At 73.3% G+C, this 17,115-nt stretch carries 11 protein-coding genes and 2 pseudogenes; 2 read left to right on the forward strand and 11 right to left on the reverse strand.

From position 1 onward, the window contains the following. Nucleotides 1–381: 381 nt before the first annotated feature. Entirely contained in the window at nt 382–1,908 is a 1,527-nt protein-coding gene (locus tag AB5J87_RS08435; protein WP_369375650.1) for a helix-turn-helix domain-containing protein, read from the forward strand. A gap of 75 nt (nt 1,909–1,983) precedes the next feature. Here AB5J87_RS08435 and AB5J87_RS08440 read toward each other — a convergent pair whose 3' ends face one another. From AB5J87_RS08440 to AB5J87_RS08490, 11 genes and pseudogenes are all read right to left on the reverse strand, one after another. Further along, entirely contained in the window at nt 1,984–3,531 is a 1,548-nt protein-coding gene (locus AB5J87_RS08440; RefSeq protein WP_369375652.1) for an MFS transporter, read from the reverse strand. A gap of 145 nt (nt 3,532–3,676) precedes the next feature. Further along, a complete protein-coding gene (locus tag AB5J87_RS08445; RefSeq protein ID WP_369375654.1) occupies nt 3,677–4,387 on the reverse strand; it encodes a GntR family transcriptional regulator in 711 nt (236 codons plus the stop codon). 28 nt (nt 4,388–4,415) lie between these two features. Further along, nucleotides 4,416–5,414, reverse strand: a complete 999-nt coding sequence (locus AB5J87_RS08450) for an ornithine cyclodeaminase family protein (protein ID WP_369375656.1) — start codon at nt 5,412–5,414, stop codon at nt 4,416–4,418. Continuing rightward, a complete protein-coding gene (locus tag AB5J87_RS08455) occupies nt 5,411–6,412 on the reverse strand; it encodes a proline racemase family protein (protein ID WP_369375658.1) in 1,002 nt (333 codons plus the stop codon). Before AB5J87_RS08455 ends, AB5J87_RS08450 begins: the two co-directional genes overlap by 4 nt. Nucleotides 6,413–6,415: 3 nt before the next feature. Continuing rightward, nucleotides 6,416–7,345 (reverse strand): dihydrodipicolinate synthase family protein, encoded by a 930-nt coding sequence (locus tag AB5J87_RS08460; RefSeq protein WP_369375660.1) that lies wholly within the window; start codon nt 7,343–7,345, stop codon nt 6,416–6,418. 305 nt (nt 7,346–7,650) lie between these two features. Next, nucleotides 7,651–9,072, reverse strand: a complete 1,422-nt coding sequence (locus AB5J87_RS08465; RefSeq protein ID WP_369375662.1) for an NAD(P)/FAD-dependent oxidoreductase — start codon at nt 9,070–9,072, stop codon at nt 7,651–7,653. Next, nucleotides 9,053–9,364: pseudogene (locus AB5J87_RS08470) on the reverse strand ((2Fe-2S)-binding protein); the annotation flags it as partial. The gene AB5J87_RS08465 and the pseudogene AB5J87_RS08470, both read right to left, overlap by 20 nt. Nucleotides 9,365–9,747: 383 nt before the next feature. Then, nucleotides 9,748–10,890: pseudogene (locus AB5J87_RS08475) on the reverse strand (NAD(P)/FAD-dependent oxidoreductase); the annotation flags it as partial. Nucleotides 10,891–10,969: 79 nt separating this feature from the next. Next, on the reverse strand, nt 10,970–13,345 hold the full coding sequence (locus tag AB5J87_RS08480; protein ID WP_369375664.1) for a collagenase: 2,376 nt from the start codon (nt 13,343–13,345) through the stop codon (nt 10,970–10,972). 522 nt (nt 13,346–13,867) lie between these two features. Next, the gene (locus tag AB5J87_RS08485) at nt 13,868–14,266 is read right to left on the reverse strand and encodes a RidA family protein (RefSeq protein ID WP_369375666.1); all 399 of its coding nucleotides are present in this window, start codon (nt 14,264–14,266) and stop codon (nt 13,868–13,870) included. Then, complete coding sequence (locus tag AB5J87_RS08490; protein WP_369375668.1) at nt 14,263–15,372, reverse strand: acyl-CoA dehydrogenase family protein; 1,110 nt, start codon at nt 15,370–15,372, stop codon at nt 14,263–14,265. Before AB5J87_RS08490 ends, AB5J87_RS08485 begins: the two co-directional genes overlap by 4 nt. A gap of 121 nt (nt 15,373–15,493) precedes the next feature. Here AB5J87_RS08490 and AB5J87_RS08495 point away from each other — a divergent pair, with 121 nt between their 5' ends. Continuing rightward, nucleotides 15,494–17,113: an AMP-binding protein gene (locus tag AB5J87_RS08495; RefSeq protein ID WP_369375670.1), complete on the forward strand. Its 1,620-nt coding sequence runs from the start codon at nt 15,494–15,496 to the stop codon at nt 17,111–17,113. Nucleotides 17,114–17,115: the final 2 nt, after the last annotated feature.

Genomic DNA, 17,115 nt, shown 5'->3' on the forward strand with positions numbered 1-17,115 from the left:
CCAATCCGCTAAGGTAAGGCTAAGTTAGGTAACCCTTACCGGGGTGGGCGGCCGCGGTGCGCCTCGGCAGATATCTCGATGTCGAGATAACTCTAGTACATGGGCGGCCGGAGGTCATGCGCGGCCACGCCCCGGGCGCCCGCGCGCCCGCGTGCGGCACCTCCCGGCCACCGGCTCCCGGGTCCCCCGCGGGGCGCCCCCCATGCCCGCGGACGCCCCGCGCGGCGCCGTCCGCACGCGCCCGCACCCCGAACGGACCCCTCCGGTTGCGTCCGCACCCCCGTCACCCCAGCCTCGCAACTGACGGTGCTTCAGATCCGCCTCACCCGGACGGCGCACCCCAGCGAGAAGCTCATCTCATATCTGAGATAACCTGTCGCCATGTCAGACGACTACCTCGTACGCATCGGCAAGCTCATCCGTGACGCCCGGCAGCACCGGGGCTGGACGCAGACGCAGTTGGCCGAGGCTCTGGGCACCAGCCAGAGCGCCGTGAACCGTATCGAGCGCGGGAACCAGAACATCAGTCTTGAGATGATCGCCCGCATCGGTGAAGCTCTCGACAGTGAGATCGTCTCGCTCGGCTACGCCGGGCCCATGCACCTGCGGGTGGTCGGCCGGCGCCGGCTCTCCGGCTCCATCGACGTCAAGACGAGCAAGAACGCCTGTGTGGCGCTGCTCTGCGGATCGCTCCTGAACAAGGGCCGCACCGTGCTGCGCCGGGTCGCCCGGATCGAAGAGGTCTTCCGGCTCCTGGAGGTCCTGAACTCCATCGGGGTCCGCACCCGCTGGATCAACGACGGCGTCGACCTGGAGATCGTGCCCCCGGCCGACCTCGACATGGACGGCATGGACGCGGAGGCCGCCCGCCGCACCCGCTCCATCATCATGTTCCTCGGCCCGCTGCTGCACCGCATGGACCGCTTCCGGCTGCCCTACGCGGGCGGCTGCGACCTCGGCACCCGCACCATCGAGCCGCACATGATCGCCCTGCGCCGGTTCGGCCTGGACATCACGGCCACCGAGGGCATCTACCACGCCGAGGTCACCCGGACCGCCCCGGACCGCCCGATCGTGCTGACCGAGCGCGGCGACACGGTGACCGAGAACGCGCTGCTGGCCGCCGCCCGCCACGACGGCGTCACCGTCATCCGCAACGCCTCCTCCAACTACATGGTCCAGGACCTGTGCTTCTTCCTGGAGGCGCTGGGCGTACGGGTGGACGGCGTCGGCACCACCACGCTGACCGTGCACGGCGTGCCCACCATCGACGTGGACGTCGACTACTCCCCCTCCGAGGACCCGGTCGAGGCGATGAGCCTGCTGGCCGCCGCCGTGGTCACCGAGTCGGAGCTGACGATCCGCCGGGTGCCGATCGAGTTCCTGGAGATCGAGCTCGCGGTCCTGGAGGAGATGGGCCTGGACCACGACCGCTCGCCGGAGTACGCCGCCGACAACGGCCGCACCCGGCTGATCGACCTCACGGTCCGCCCCTCCAAGCTGGAGGCGCCGATCGACAAGATCCACCCGATGCCGTTCCCCGGGCTCAACATCGACAACGTGCCGTTCTTCGCGGCGATCGCGGCCGTGGCCCAGGGCCAGACCCTGATCCACGACTGGGTCTACGACAACCGTGCGATCTACCTCACGGACCTCAACCGCCTCGGCGGTCGCCTCCAGCTCCTCGACCCGCACCGCGTCCTGGTCGAGGGCCCCACGCGCTGGCGGGCGGCGGAGATGATGTGCCCGCCCGCGCTGCGCCCGGCGGTGGTGGTCCTGCTCGCGATGATGGCGGCCGAGGGCACGTCGGTGCTGCGCAATGTGTACGTGATCAACCGCGGCTACGAGGACCTCGCGGAGCGACTGAACTCGGTGGGGGCGCAGATCGAGATCTTCCGGGACATCTAGCGCCCGTCCGGCGCGGCCGGCCCGGTCCCGCCGCGGTACTTCCCGACCCCTTGAGATCGTCCCCGCCGGGCGTCCTCAAGGGGTCGGGGGCGTTCCGCCCTGGAGGCGGGCCAGGTCCGAGGGGCGGACCTGGATGGCCAGCAGGGCGATCACCGCGGCCACGATCGCGAAGATCGCCGCCACGATGAAGGCGGTGGAGACCCCGGAGGCGAGCACCTGGTCGCTCCAGGGGCGGGGCAGCTGTCCGGTGCGCTGGAACAGCACGCGCTGCGCCGGGGTGGCCTGGGCGAGGAACCTGGGGACCTGGTCGGCGGCCTCGTTGCCGCTGGCCGTGCCGAAGACGGTGACCAGGATGGACAGGCCGAGCGAGCCGCCCACCTGCTGGGTGGCGTTGAGCATGCCGGAGGCGGCGCCGGTCTCCTCCTGGGGGACGTCGGAGACGGCCATCAGTGTCAGTGAGACGAAGTTCATGCCCATGCCGAGGCTGAAGACCAGCATCGGGCCGAGGATGCTGCCCAGATAGGTGGAGTGGACGTCGGTGAGGGTGAGCCAGGACAGGCCCGCCGCGGCCAGCACCGAACCCGTCACCATGAACGGCTTGGGCCCGTACTTGGGCAGGAGCTGGGAGGCGGTCCCCGCGCCCACCGCGATCACCGCGCTGACCGGCAGGAAGGCGAGCCCGGCCCGCAGCGGGCTGAAGCCGAGCACGTCCTGCACGAACAGGGTGAGGAAGAAGAACATGCCGAAGATCGCCGCGGCGAGGCTCAGCATGATGCCGTAGGTGCCCGCGCGGTTGCGGTCGGCGAACATGTGCAGCGGTGTGATGGGCCGGCGCGAGCGCCGCTCCACCAGGACGAAGGTGACCAGGAGCAGCACCGCCGCGCCGAACGAGGCCAGGGTGAGCGCGTCGCGCCAGCCTTCCTGGGCGGCCCGGATGAACCCGTACACCAGCGCGCCCATGCCCAGCGTCGAGGTCAGCGCACCGGCGAAGTCGAAGTGGCCGGGGTGGCGTTCGGACTCCTTGATGTGGCGGGGCGTGGCCAGCACGATCAGTATGGCGATGGGGACGTTCACGAAGAACACCCAGCGCCAGTCGAGCCATTGGACGAGCATGCCCCCGGCCAGCAGGCCGATCGCGCCGCCGCCCGCGGAGACCGCGGCGAAGACGCCGAACGCCCGGTTGCGCTCGGGGCCTTCGCGGAAGGTGGTGGTGATCAGGGCCAGCGCGGTGGGCGAGGCGATGGCGCCGCCGACGCCCTGGACGGCCCGCGCGGCGAGCAACTGGCCGGAGCTCTGGGAGAGTCCGCCGAGCAGCGAGGCCACCGCGAAGAGCAGGACGCCGAAGACGAAGACCCGGCGCCGACCCAGGATGTCACCGGTGCGCCCGCCGAGCAGCAGCAGACCGCCGAAGGTGAGGGTGTAGGCGCTGACCACCCAGGCCAGGCTGGTGGTGGAGAAGTCCAGTGCGCTCTGGATGTGCGGCAGCGCGATGTTGACGATGGTGATGTCGAGCACCACCATCAACTGGCACGAGGCGATGACCAGGAGCGCGATTCCCTTGCCGTCGCCCTTGCTCTCGGGGGCGGCGGTCACGGCGGTGGGGGTCGGCTGCGAACTCGTCATGGCGGTACTGCCCTCGTACGAGGGACGGGTGGACGGTCCCGTCCACCCCCTCGACACTAAGCCCGCCCCGGCGGCCCCACCAGTCGATCAAGTCCCGCCCGCCCGGGCCGCCTTCCCCCGCCGCGCGGCCGTCACCGTACGCCGATCAGCGGTTGCCGAGCGTGCGCTTGGGGCGGGGCTCGACGGGTTCGTCGCGGGCCTGCGCCCACAGCGAGCGGACATGGCCGAGATGGCGCGCCATGCACTCCTCGGCGGCCCGGGCGTCGCCCGCCACCATCAGGTCGAGGAGCTCGATGTGCTCCTCGGCGGAGGAGATCAGCTGGCCGCGCTCGTCGAGCCGGGTCAGTCCGTACAGACGGGAGCGCTTGCGCAGGTCGCCCACGGTCTCGACGAGCCGCTCGTTGCCCGCGAGTCCCAGGAGCTGGAGGTGGAAGCGGCGGTCGGCGTCGAGGTAGCCGATGAGGTTGTGGTCGCGGGCGTGGGTGACGATCTCCTCGGCGACCGGCCGCAGCTCCTCCAGCTGCTCGGCCTTGGCCAGCTGGGTCACCCGGCCCACGGTGGGCACCTCGATGAGCGCGCGCAGCTCGGTGTACTGGTCCAGGTCGCGCTCGCTGACCTCGGTGATCCGGAACCCCTTGTTGCGTACGGGCTCGACCAGTCCTTCCCGGGCCAGGTCCAGCATCGCCTCGCGCACCGGGGTGGCCGAGATGCCGAAGTCGGCGGCGAGGCCGGGGGCGGAGTAGATGTTGCCCGGGCGCAGTTCACCGGCGACCAGGGCCGCGCGCAGGGCGTGGGCCACCTGGTCGCGCAGCCGCTCCTGGGCCGTGATGAGATTGCGCTGTTTCAGGTCGCCCATGGCACTTCCTCCGTGAATCCGCGGAGGCTCAGCGTACAATGTCACGTTGCTCCACCGGGCCCGGGCGGGCCAGGTACAGCGCCGCAGCCACGGCCAGATCCTCCCAGGCCATGCCCACGCTCTTGAAGAGCCGGGGCCGGCCTTCGGGCGGCGCCGCCCCCGCGACCAGGTCGGCCAGCGTGCCCGTGACGTGGTCCGGCCCGATCGCGCCCTCGCCCAGCGGGATCAGCAGGTCGCCCGCCTCGCGCAGGGCCGCCGCCCGCGACTCCACGTACACCGCCGCACGCCGCACCAGCGCCGAGTCCGTCTCGCGGGCCGCCGGTTCGTGCGAGCCGACCGCGACCACGGTGGCGCCGTCGGCCACCAGCCGCCCGTCGAAGAGCGGTTCGCGGGCGGTGGTGCAGCAGACGACGAGGTCGGCGCCGCGGACCGCGTCGGGGGTGCCGCCGTGCGCCTCGACTCCCAGCGTACGGGCGTGCGCCACCAGCCGGTCGACGGCCTCCGGGGTGCGCGCGACCACGGTGACCCGCGTCAACTCCCGTACCGCCAGGGCGGCTTGCAGATGTCCGTACGCCTGCGGTCCGGCGCCGAACAGGACGAGGCGGGCGGCGTCCGGCGCGGCCAGCCGGTCGATCGCCAGCGCCGAGACCGCCGGGGTGCGCAGGGTGGTGAGGGCCGGGCCGTCCAGCAGCGCGAGGGGCAGCAGGGTGGCGCCGCCCAGGAGCAGATAGCCGCCGGTGATCCGGGGCAGCCCGCGGCCGGGGTTGGCCGGGGCGACCCCGGCGATCTTCACCCCCGCGAACCTGCCGGAGGCGGCGGGCATCAGGAGGAGTTCGCCTCCCGGGGCCGCCAGCGCGGTGCGCGGCGGGCAGGCCCGGGGGCCCTCGGGGTCGAGGCCCTCGCGCAGGGCCGCCGCCACCGCGCCGGCCGCCCCGGCGGGGGTGAGCAGGCCCGCGATCTCCGCCGCGCCGAGGTGCGCGAGCTCCCCGGCCACGGGTGCGCGCTCCTCGACCCGCTGCCCGCTCACAGCAGGAATCCGGCGGGGAACGGGTCGGACGGGTCCAGGAAGTACTGGGCCGTCCCGGTGATCCAGGCGCGCCCGGTCACCGTGGGCACGACCGCCGGGAGGCCGCCGACCGCGGTCTCCTCGACGAGCCGGCCGGTGAACTCCGTACCGATGAAGGACTCGTTGACGAAGTCCTGGTGCAGCGGCAGCTCGCCCCGGGCGTGCAGCTGCGCCATCCGCGCGGAGGTGCCGGTGCCGCACGGGGAGCGGTCGAACCAGCCCGGGTGGATCGCCATGGCGTGCCGGGAGCGGTGGGCGTCGGAGCCGGGGGCGGTCAGATAGACGTGCTTGACGCCGCCGATCCCCGGGTTCTCCGGGTGCACCGGCCGGTCGGTGGCGTTGATGGCGTCCATGATGGCGAGCCCCGCCGCGAGCAGGTCGTCCTTGCGGGCCCGGTCGAAGGGCAGGCCGAGGTCGTCCAGCGGGACGAAGGCGTAGAAGTTGCCGCCGAACGCGAGGTCGTAGGTGACCGTGCCGTGTCCGGGCACCTCCACCTCGCGGTCCAGGCCCGCGCAGTAGGCGGGCACGTTGGTGAAGGTGACCGACCGCGCCTCGCCGTCCACCACCCGCACGTCCACGCTCACCAGCCCGGCCGGGGTGTCCAGCCGGACCGTGGTGACCGGCTCGACCACCTCCACCATGCCGGTCTCCACCAGCACGGTGGCCACGCCGATCGTGCCGTGGCCGCACATCGGCAGGAGCCCGGAGACCTCTATGTAGAGGACCCCGTAGTCGGCGTCGGGGCGGGTGGGCGGCTGCAGGATCGCGCCGCTCATCGCCGCGTGCCCGCGCGGCTCGTACATCAGCAGGGTGCGCAGCCGGTCGAGGTGCTCGATGAAGTGGAGGCGCCGTTCGGCCATGGTGGCGCCGGGGATGACACCGACCCCTCCGGTGATCACCCGGGTGGGCATGCCCTCGGTGTGCGAGTCGACCGCGTGGTAGACGTGACGGGTGCGCATCGGTCAGCGGTGTCCTTCCGCGAGCGCCTTCTCGGTGGCCGCGCGCACGGCCGACTCCTGCTCGCCGGTGAGCGGGGCGCGCGGCGGACGGGTGGGGCCGCCGTGGCGTCCGGCGAGGTCCATCGACGCCTTGATGGCCTGCACGAACTCGGTCTTGGAGTCCCAGCGCAGCAGCGGGTGCAGCGACTTGTAGAGCGGCAGCGCGCTCTCCAGGTCCCCGGCGACGGCGGCCCGGTACAGGGCCACGGAGGCGACGGGCAGCGCGTTGGGGTACCCCGCGACCCACCCGACCGCGCCCGCCAGCGCGAGTTCGAGGAGTACGTCGTCGGCGCCGATCAACAGGTCGAGTTCCGGGGCGAGTTCGGCGATCTCGTAGGCCCGGCGCACGTCCCCGCTGAACTCCTTCACCGCCACGATGCTGCCGTCGCGGTGCAGCCCGGCGAGGAGCGCGGGCGTCAGATCGACCTTGGTGTCGTACGGGTTGTTGTACGCGACCACCGGAAGGCCGGCGCGGGCGACCTCGGCGTAGTGGGCGCGCACGGCCGCCTCGTCGGCGCGGTAGGCGTTGGGCGGCAGCAGCAGGACCGAGCCCGCGCCCGCCTCGGCGGCCTGCTCGGCCCAGCGGCGCGCCTCGCCGCTGCCGTACGCGGCGACGCCCGGCATCACCCGGGCACCGTCACCGGCGGCCTCGACGGCCACTTGGACGACGCGGGCGCGCTCCTCGTCGCTGAGCGTCTGGTACTCGCCGAGGGAGCCGTTGGGCACGACGCCGTCGCAGCCGCTCTCGATCAGCCAGCGGACGTGCTCGGCGTAACCGTCGTAGTCGACGGACAGGTCTTCACGCAGGGGCAGGGCGGTGGCGACCATGATGCCGCGCCAGGGCAGCCGGTCGACGGCGGGACGGGCGGACACGGCGGTCTGGGCAGACGTCATCGATGACTCCCTAGTGTGGTGTGTGACATTTTACTGTGCGCTGCAAGGCGGCCACAAGAGCCGTACGGGTATGAGCGGGCCGAGTGGCTGAGCGGGGGTGGGCTGGGGGTGCGTGCGGAAGCGGGTTGGGAGCGGCCCGGACAGGGGTGCGCGCGACGGCAGGTTGAGGGCGGGCCGGGTGGGGGCGGGCCGGGTGGGGGCGGGGCAGCCGCCGGTCGGCCCGGGATCGGCCGGGCCGGGATCCGCCGGGCCGGGATCCGCCGGGCCGGGATCGACCCACCCGCCGCGGGCCGATCCCCGGCCGGTCAGTCTTCCGCCGGGGGCAGTTGGGCGAGGTGGCCCAGTTCCACCGGACAGGAGAGCGGCCGTCGCTCGCCCCCCGGTTCCGCGCCCGACAGGCACGCCACCGCCGCGCCGCACACTCTCCCCTGGCACCAGCCCATCCCGGCCCTGGTCAGCAGTTTCACGCTCCGGGCGTCCCGCGCGCCGAGGTCGGTGACGGCCGTGCGGATCCGGCCCGCCGGCACCTCCTCGCAGCGGCACACCGTGGTGTCGTCGTCCAGCCACCCCGTCCAGCCCGGCCCGGGCCGGTGCGCCGCCGCCATCGCGTCCGCGAAGGCGCGCAGCCGGGCCCGGCGCCGCACCAGCACCGCGCCGCGGCGCGGACGCGGCGTCCCGTACAGCTCGTACGCGATCGAAGCCGCCGCCAACTCGCCTTCCGCCAGGGCCAGTTGGGCACCGCCGATGCCTCCGGTCTCCCCCGCGGACCAGACGCCGGGTACGGAGGTGCGCTGGGCCGGGTCGAGGGCGAGGGCGAGCGTGCCGTCGGCCGTGCGGCGGGTGGCGCAGCCGAGACCCGTCGCCAGCTCCAGCTGGGGCACCAGGCCGTGGCCGACCGCGAGCGCGTCGCAGGCGATGCGGCGACCGCTGCCCGGCACCGGCCGCCAGTCCCGGTCGAGCCGGGAGACCGTCACGGCCTCGACGCGCCCGCTGCCGTGCGCGGCCGTCACCGCGTGCCGCAGCAGCGGTCGCACCCGGTGGCGCAGCAGCCCGCCCCCGTACTGCGCGCCCTCGACGAGCTTGCCGGGGTTGCGCACCAGCGCGGGCAGTTCACGGGCGTACCCGAGATAGCCGGACGCCTCCACCACCGCCGGGACGGCGGCCCCGGCCGCGGCGAGGGAGCCCGCGACGGCCAGCAGCAACGGGCCGCTGCCCGCCACCACCACCCGCCGGCCGGGCAGCACCAGGCCGGACTTCAGCATGGCCTGGGCCCCGCCCGCCCCGACCACCCCGGGCAACGTCCAGCCGGGGAACGGCAGTTGCCGCTCGTACGCCCCGGTCGCCAGGAGGACGGTCCGCGCCCGCACCGAGGCCGGGGCCTCCGTTCTGTCGGGCCGGGTCTCGACCGCGTGCAGCAGCCAGCCGTCCGCCTGCGGATCGGGCACGACCGTCCAGACGTGATGGGCGGCGAGGTGGCCGATCCGGCCCGCCTCGCGATGGGCCGCGAGGCGGGCGGCGCGGGTCGCGAACGCCCGCCAGCCGTGGTGCAGCGCCTCCGGCCGGGCCGCGCCGAGCCCCGGCGCCGGATGCCGGTAGAACTGCCCGCCGGGCCGCTCCCCCGCGTCCAGGACGGTCACGGTCAGACCGAGGTCGGCCGCCGCGACGGCGGCGGCGAGGCCCGCCGGCCCGGCGCCGACCACGGCCAGGTCAGACGGCGAGTTCGGCATGGCCGGTGCCCTCCTGGGTGGTGACGGCGTCGCCGGGGCGGGCGGGGACGAGGCAGGCGCGCTGGTTGGGGCGGCCGTTGACGGTGGCCAGGCAGTCGAAGCACTGCCCGATCCCGCAGAAGGCGCCGCGCGGCTCGCCGCCCGAGCGGGTGGTGCGCCAGGAGAGGACCCCGGCGGCCCACAGCGCGGCGGCCAGGCTCTGCCCGGGCAGCGCGGTGAGGGTGCGGCCGTCGAAGGTGAAGGTGAACGCGGGGCGGGGAGCGGCCCGGACGAGGGCGGCGGCCGTGGTGGCGGGCGCCGCGCCCCGAACGCGCGCGAACGCGCCCCGGAGTCCGGCGCGCGGCGCACCGCCGGAATCGCCGCGCGCCCCCCGCGCGCCCCGCGACCCGTCCGTGCCGTACACGTTCGTCATCGTCCCGCTCCCCGCTCCCGCTCGCCATGGGCCGGGCCCCGTGCCCCGCCCTCCCGTCCACCCTCCGCCGCGCGCTCGCCCGTCCCGCGCTGCCCCGTCCCGCGCTCGTCCTGCCCGCGCTCGCCTTCCTCGCGTTCGTTCTCCTCGCGGTCGCCCCCCTTGCGCACACCGCCCCCGCGCTCGGCCCCCTCGGCCCCCTCGTCGTCCTCGTGCCGCGCCCGGCCCCCTCCCGGACCGGGCGCGCCCTGCCGCGCGTCCTCGCCGAACCGGTCGGGCCGGAAGGGGCCCAGGTCCAGGGCGGGCCGCTCGCCGGACAGGGCGGCGGCGATCAGCAGACCGGTGCCGGGCGCGAGACCGATGCCCGCTCCCTCGTGGCCGCACGCGTGCAGCAGCCCCGGCACCCGGGGGTCCGGGCCGATCGCGGGCAGATGGTCGGGCAGATAGGGGCGGAAGCCGTGGTACGTACGGATCACCCGGACCCGCTGGAGGGCCGGGAACAGCGCGCACGCCTGGCCCGCGAGGCGCCGCAACGCCTCGACGGACAGCATCCGTTCGAAGCCGACCCGCTCACGGGTGGCTCCGATCAGGACCGGTCCGCCGGGGGTGCCCTCGACCACCGCCGAGGACTGCAGCGCGGCCGAGCCGCTGGCCACGTCCGCGATGTAGTCCGCCGCGTACACCTTGTGCCGCACCAGTCGCGGCAGCGGCTCGGTGACCAGGACGAACCCCCGGCGCGGCAGCACCGGCAGGGCCGTTCCGGCGAGCGCGGCGATCTCGCCGCCCCACGTTCCGGCGGCGTTGACGACGGCCGGGGCCAGCAGGTCGCCGTGCGGGGTGCGCACGCCCCGGATCCGGCCGCCGGGCCCGGTGAGGATCTCCCGCACCTCCTCTCCGAGGCGCACGTCCACGCCGAATTGGCCTGCCGCGCGCAGCAGTTGGGCCGCCGCCTGGGCGGGCTGGACCTGGGCGTCCTGCGGGTAGCGGAAGCCTCCCGCGAGGCCGGGGGCCAGGTGCGGCTCCAGCTCGCGCAGGCGGTCGGCGGCGATCTCACGGGCGTCGACCCCGGCCGCGCGCTGCGCCTCGGCGAAGGCGCGCAGCGCCGCCAGGGCGGCCTCGTCGGGCGCCACGACGAGACCGCCCTTCGGCTCGTACTCGGTCTCCGGTGGGAGCACGTGGGCGAGGTCGCGCCAGAGTCGGGTGGACAGCAGCGCGAGGTCGAGCTCGGGGCCCGCCTCCTTGTCGGAGACGAGCAGATTCCCTTCCCCCGCGCCCGTGGTGCCGCCCGCGACGGGGCCGCGGTCCACGACCGCGACGCGGAGTCCCGCGCGGCCGGCGTAGTACGCGCAGGCCGCGCCGACGACTCCGGCGCCGATGATCACGGCGTCCAGGGGGTGTCTCTTGGGCACCACAGTAATATGTCACATTCCTCTTAGGGGGCCAAGGGCCGGAGCGAGCGAACTCGCCCCGGCCCCGGGCGCCATGGCGTCAGCTGCGCAGCGGGCCCTCGCAGGTGTAGCTGGAGGTGCCGCCCTTCTTGTCGGACCAGATGTCGACGGCCCCGAAGGAGCAGTTCATGTCGGCCAGGTTGTTGGCCGCGGCGCCCGCCCGGTCGAGGATGAAGTAGTCGACGGTCCCGGACATGTCGTCGAAGACCTGGTCCGGGTCGTTGGCGTCGGTCAGCCGCGCGGTGATCCGGCCGGTGCAGACGAACCGGTGCTTGCCCGGGTCGCCGTTGTCGACGCAGTCGGGGTTGCTGTAGGTCGCCCTGGCGAACGCCGCCCGGACGTCGGAGGCGCGGGAGTAGCGGAGCCTGGCGTTGGGCGTGTACGTGGTGTTGGGCACGTACAGGGAGTCCACCTTGGCGATCTGCTCGTCCAGGAAGGCGTTGTACTCGGCCTGGATCCCGGTGTCGCGGCCCATCCGGGTGCGCCAGGCGTCGAAGCCCGCCGGGTCGTCCGCCCGCAGGTGGCCGTACATCTCGCGCAGCTGCGACGGGTGCTCGTTCCACAGGAACTCGAAGAACGTGCCCGCGTAGTTGTAGAAGCGGAAGCCGTCCCCGTCGTACGTGGCGTGCAGCAGCTGGTCCACGCTCATGCGCGGACCGCCGCCCGCCGTGTCGGCGATGACGCCCCGCACCAGCGACTTGCGCACCTCTATGCCGTCGTCGCGGGTGCCGCCGTCGAAGAACTCCGCGGTGCCCTCGTCCATCGCGGTGGTGCGGTCGCCGGTGTACCAGGACCCCTGGCCGAACGAACCGGGCACCGCCCAGCGCCCGTTGAGGTAGTGGGTGTACTCGTGCCGGAAGAGCTCTTCGAGGGTGAGCGAGGAGTCCTGCGGCACCCGGCGCTGGTAGGTGTAGAAGGTCGCGCCGTCCTCGATGTACATGCCGCCGTTGTTGGTGGAGTAGCCGGTGAGGAACGGCTGGTACACCTCGTAGTCCGAGCGCGACGCGTACAGGTGGATGTGGAGCGTGGTGTTGGTGTCCCCCGCCAGCGGCTTGTCGGTCCCGAGGACGCGGAAGAACTGCGCCTTGACCTGCTTGCTCGCGTAGTACAGCTGGTCGACGGTGGCCCGGTCGAGCGCCGTACGGACCTGGATGGCGCCGTTGTCGTAGCTGTACGTGTGGGTGAAGAGCTGGTTCTCGACCTGGTCCTTGCACACGTTGTACGGGGCGCACTGGCCGTAGAAGTTCAGCCAGGAGGCGAGCGAGAGCCAGGGCGCGCTCATCTTGCCGAAGTTCTTCTCGGCGGCCGGCAGCAGGGCGCCGAGGTCGGGCACGATCTGGTTCTTGAGGGCGTCGATCTGGCCGAAGCGGCCGTACTCCGACAGCGCGTCGCGCGGCACCCAGGCGTTGGCCGTGCCGTTGAGGTGGGTGTATCCGGAGAAGGCGCGGAACGTGGCCCGGTACGCGGGGTCGGCGGCCACGGCCGTCTGGAACGCGGTGTCCTTGTTGCCCGGGTACACGCCCAGGTAGTTCACCGACAGCGCGGCGAGCGCGGCACCCGCCCAGCTCGCGTCGGTCGCGGTGGCCGCACCCGGCGCCATGGTCCCCAATACTCGCTGGATCAGCGGCAGTTGGTACTGCCGAAGTCCCGGCGCGCTCGCCGCGTACAGCGCCTCGCGCAGGGTCTCCGCGTTCTGGCGGGTGTTGTCGAAGGTGTGCGCGGCGGAGGCGAGGGCGGCCACGGCCCGCCGCATCGCGTCGACGGTGGGCGCGTCGGTGACGTCGATCTCGTCGTGCGAATAGTCCTGGTACGCCACCGCGTGCAGATACGTGAACAGTTCCAGCAGATTGCTGCCGTTCTTGCCGTCGTGGGCGGCGGCCAGGCCCGCGGCCCGGTTGGCGACGGCCTGCACATGGGCGTCGGACATGACCGGCGCGAGGCGCGCGTCCCAGGTCCAGATGAGCCCGCGCAGACAGCCGTCCGCGGTGACGGCCGGGTCGGTGAGGAAGTCCGCGAACGCCTCGGGGCCGAGCCCCTTGATGCCGTCGAGGGTGCACGGAACTCCGGCGGCACGCAGCGCGGCGTGCGCGGCCGGGGCGACGGCCCGGTTCTGCGGACCGGCTATTCGGCCTTCCTTGCCGCCGCCGGGCGCGGGCAGCGCCCGCGCCGTCTGCTTGGGCGCCTTGGCCAGGCGGTCGACCTCGTCGAACGGGTTGGCGCCCTTGCCCGCACCCGCGTTGGCGGGCGGGGTGGGCCGCGCGGCGAGCGAAGCCGGGATCGCCCGCGAGGCACCCGCCTTCGCCTTGGCGGACTGCCCCGGCTGCGCGGCCTGGGCGGCCTGCCCGGCGGTGGCGAGCAGAGTGGCCGCGACGGCGGCGGCGAGAAGCGGCTTGCGCGCGGATCTGAGCTTGGACACCTGAGAGCTCCTGTGTGGGAGGTGAGTTGGTGGTGGTGCGGGGATGCGCTGGGTGCGGCCATGCGAAATGCCCTGATTCATACGGCATTTGGGGAGTGAAGCGTGCGCCGCAACGTGACCTGTAACATAGTAATGTGAAATTGCACTGACAACCCTTGTGCGACCACGATTTCCCCTGGGGTCACTTTGGGGTGGTTGGGGGGCCGCGTGACGGATGACGGATGACGGATGACGGATGACGGACGACGGACGACGGATGACGGATGACGGATGACGGACGACGGACGACGGACGACGGACGACGGATAACAGACGACGGCGGTCAGCGGTCAGCGGTCAGCGGTCAGCGGTCAGCGGTCAGCGGTCAGCGGTCAGCGGTCAGCGGTCAGACGACAACTACCAGGTGACGGGTGGCCGATGACGGATGATGGGTGACGCGTGACGGCTGACGGCTGACGGCTGACGGCTGACGGCTGACGGCTGACGGCTGACGGCTATCAGATGACATCCGCCCAATGCCGCTCAATCCAGCACCGCCACCCCGTCCAACTCCACCCTCGCCTGCTCGTCCCACAGCCGGACCACACCGATGACGGCCATGGCCGGATACTCGCGCCCGGCCAACCGCCTCCAGATGAGCCCGAGTTCGCGGGCGTGCTCCCGGTACTCGGCGACGTCCGTCGCGTACACCGTGACCCGGGCGAGGTCGGCCGGAGCGCCGCCGGCCGCGGCGAGAGCGGCCAGCAGGTTGGCGAGCGCGGTTTCGAACTGCTCCGCCAAGGTCTCGCCGACCACCTTGCCGCCCTCGTCCAGCGCGGTCTGACCGGCGAGGAACACCAGCCGGGAGCCGACGGCCGTCACCGCATGGCTGAATCCCGTGGGCGGCGAGAGCTCGGCGGGGTTCACCCGGTGGAGGCTCATCGGTACAGCTCCTTCGCGATGATGGTGCGCTGGACCTCGGTCGCCCCTTCGTAGATCCGGGGCGCGCGCACCTCGCGGTAGAGGTGTTCGAGGAGGTGGCCGCGTTGCAGGGCGCGGGCTCCGTGCAGTTGGACGGCCGCGTCGACGACGTACTGCGCGGTCTCGGTCGCGAGCAGCTTCGCCATCGCCGCGTACTTGGGTACGTCCGGTGTGCCCCGGTCGTACGCGGCTGCCGCCCCGTACACGAGCAGGCGCGCCGCCTCCGTGCGGGTGGCCATTTCGGCCACTCGGTGCGCGACGGCCTGGAGGTCCTTGAGCGGACCGCCGAACGCGGTGCGCCGCGCGGTGTGCTCGACGGTGGCGTCGAGGGCGGCCTGCGCCATGCCGACGGCGAACGCGCCGACGCTCGGCCGGAACAGGTTCAGCGTCCCCATCGCGACCCGGAAGCCGCGCTCGGGCTCGCCGACCACGTCGTCGGCGTCCACCCGTACCCCGTCGAAGGTGAGCGAGCCCACCGGGTGCGGGGAGAGCATGTCCAGGGCGGTGCCGCTCAGCCCGGACCGGTCGGCGGGCACCAGGAACGCGGTGACGCCCCGCGCCCCTGCGCCCTGGGTGGTGCGGGCGAACACGGTGCAGAAGTCGGCCTCGGGCGCGTTGGAGATCCAGCGCTTCTTGCCGCTGAGCCGCCAGCCCGCGCCGTCCCGCTCGGCCTTGAGGGCGAGGGCCGCCGCGTCGGAGCCCGCCTCCGGCTCGCTCAGGGCGAAGGCGGCGACCGCCCGGCCCCGGACGACCTCGGGCAGCCAGCGCTCCCGCTGTGCCGGGCTGCCGTGCGCGGCCACGGGGTGGGCGCCGAGTCCCTGGAGGGCGAGAGCGGTCTCCGCCTCGGTGCACGCGTACGCCAGGGACTCCCGCATCAGGCACAGGTCGAGCGCGCCGGAGGAGAACAGCCGCTCCAGCAGGCCGAGCTCGCCGAGGGCGGCGACGAGTGGCCGGTTGACGCGGCCCGGGTCACCCTTGTCAGCGAGGGGACGCAGCCGCTCCTCGGCCGTGGTGCGCAGACGTGCGCACCACTCCTGCTGCTCCGGCTCCAGCGCGAATACGGGCATGGCGGTCCCTCTCGTCTCGCTGCCAGTGTCGCCGTGGTTTCGCCACTCGTCTGTTATCGCGAACCGTTGACTGCCGTCATCTAAACGATACGCTCCAATTGCGACAAGGGGGCGATCCCGTATGGAGCTGAAGACCTCAGCGCATGCCGACACGTTTTCCCGCGACCATCTGCCGCCCGCCGATCAGTGGCCGGAGCTGGTCTTCGACCTCCCTGAGCTGCGCTATCCCGAGCGGCTCAACTGCGGCGCCGAGCTCCTGGACGGCACGATCGGGCGATTCGGCGCCGACCGGACGGTCTTCCGCACGGGCGAGGGCGAGCCGTGGACGTACGGGGAACTGCGCGGCCGGGTCGACCGGATCGCCCATGTCCTGACGGCGGAGCTCGGCGTGGTGCCGGGCAATCGGGTGCTGCTGCGCGGTCCCACCACGCCCTGGCTGGCCGCGTGCTGGCTGGCGGTGATGAAGGCGGGCGCGGTGGCCGTCACCGTTCTGGCCCAGCAGCGGGCGCACGAGCTGGCCACCATCTGCGACATCGCCCGGATCGGGCACGCGCTGTGCGACGCGCGGTCGCTGGCGGACCTGGAGAAGGCCGCCGTCCCCGGTCTGCGCATCACCCCCTACGGGGGTGCTGCTCCGGGAGATCTGCTCCGCCTCGCGGACGCCCACGTGGACGCGGGGCCGTTCCGTGCCGTGGCGACGGCGGCGGACGACGTCGCCCTGATCGCGTTCACTTCCGGCACCACCGGCCGCCCCAAGGGCTGTATGCACTTCCACCGGGACGTCCTGGCCGTCGCGGACACCTTCGCCCGCCATGTGCTGCGTCCGACGCCCGACGACGTCTTCGCGGGCAGTCCGCCGCTGGGCTTCACCTTCGGACTGGGCGGGCTCGTGGTCTTCCCGATGCGGGCCGGTGCCTCCTCGCTGCTGCTGGAACAGGCCGGTCCCAAGCAGTTGCTGCCCGCGCTCGCCCGGCACCGGGTGTCGGTGCTGTTCACCGCCCCTACGGCGTACCGGGCGATGCTGGACGAGCTCGACGGGTACGACGTGGGCGCGCTGCGGCGCTGTGTGTCCGCCGGGGAGAACCTGCCCGCCGCGACCTGGCGGGCCTGGCACGAGCGGACCGGGCTGCGCATCATCAACGGCATCGGCGCCACCGAGCTGTTGCACATCTTCATCTCGGCGGCCGACGACGAGATCAGACCGGGTGTGACCGGAAAGCCGGTGCCCGGCTGGCACGCGCGCGTAGTGGACGTCTCGGGCCGCTCGGTGGTGGACGGGGAGCCGGGTCTGCTGGCCGTACGCGGGCCGGTCGGCTGCCGCTATCTGGCCGACCCGCGCCAGTCGGAGTACGTCCGGCAGGGCTGGAACCTGACCGGCGACACCTATGTGCGCGAGCCCGACGGCTACTTCCGCTATGTCGCCCGCGCCGACGACATGATCATCTCGGCCGGGTACAACATCGCGGGCCCGGAGGTCGAGGACGCCCTGCTGCGCCACCCCGACGTGGTGGAGACGGCGGTGATCGGCCGTCCGGACGAGGCCCGCGGCCAGGTGGTCGTCGCGTACTGCGTGCTGCGCGAGGGGGTCGCGCGCGGCGAGGCCACGGCCGGGCTGCTGCGCGACCATGTGAAGGCCGAACTCGCCCCGTACAAGTGCCCGCGCGAGGTCGTCTTCCTGGACGCGCTCCCCCGCACTCCGACCGGGAAGCTGCAGCGCTTCCGGCTGCGGGCCCTAGAGTGATC

This window comes from Streptomyces sp. cg36 (assembly GCF_041080675.1).
In the GTDB taxonomy this organism is placed as follows: Bacteria; Actinomycetota; Actinomycetes; order Streptomycetales; family Streptomycetaceae; genus Streptomyces.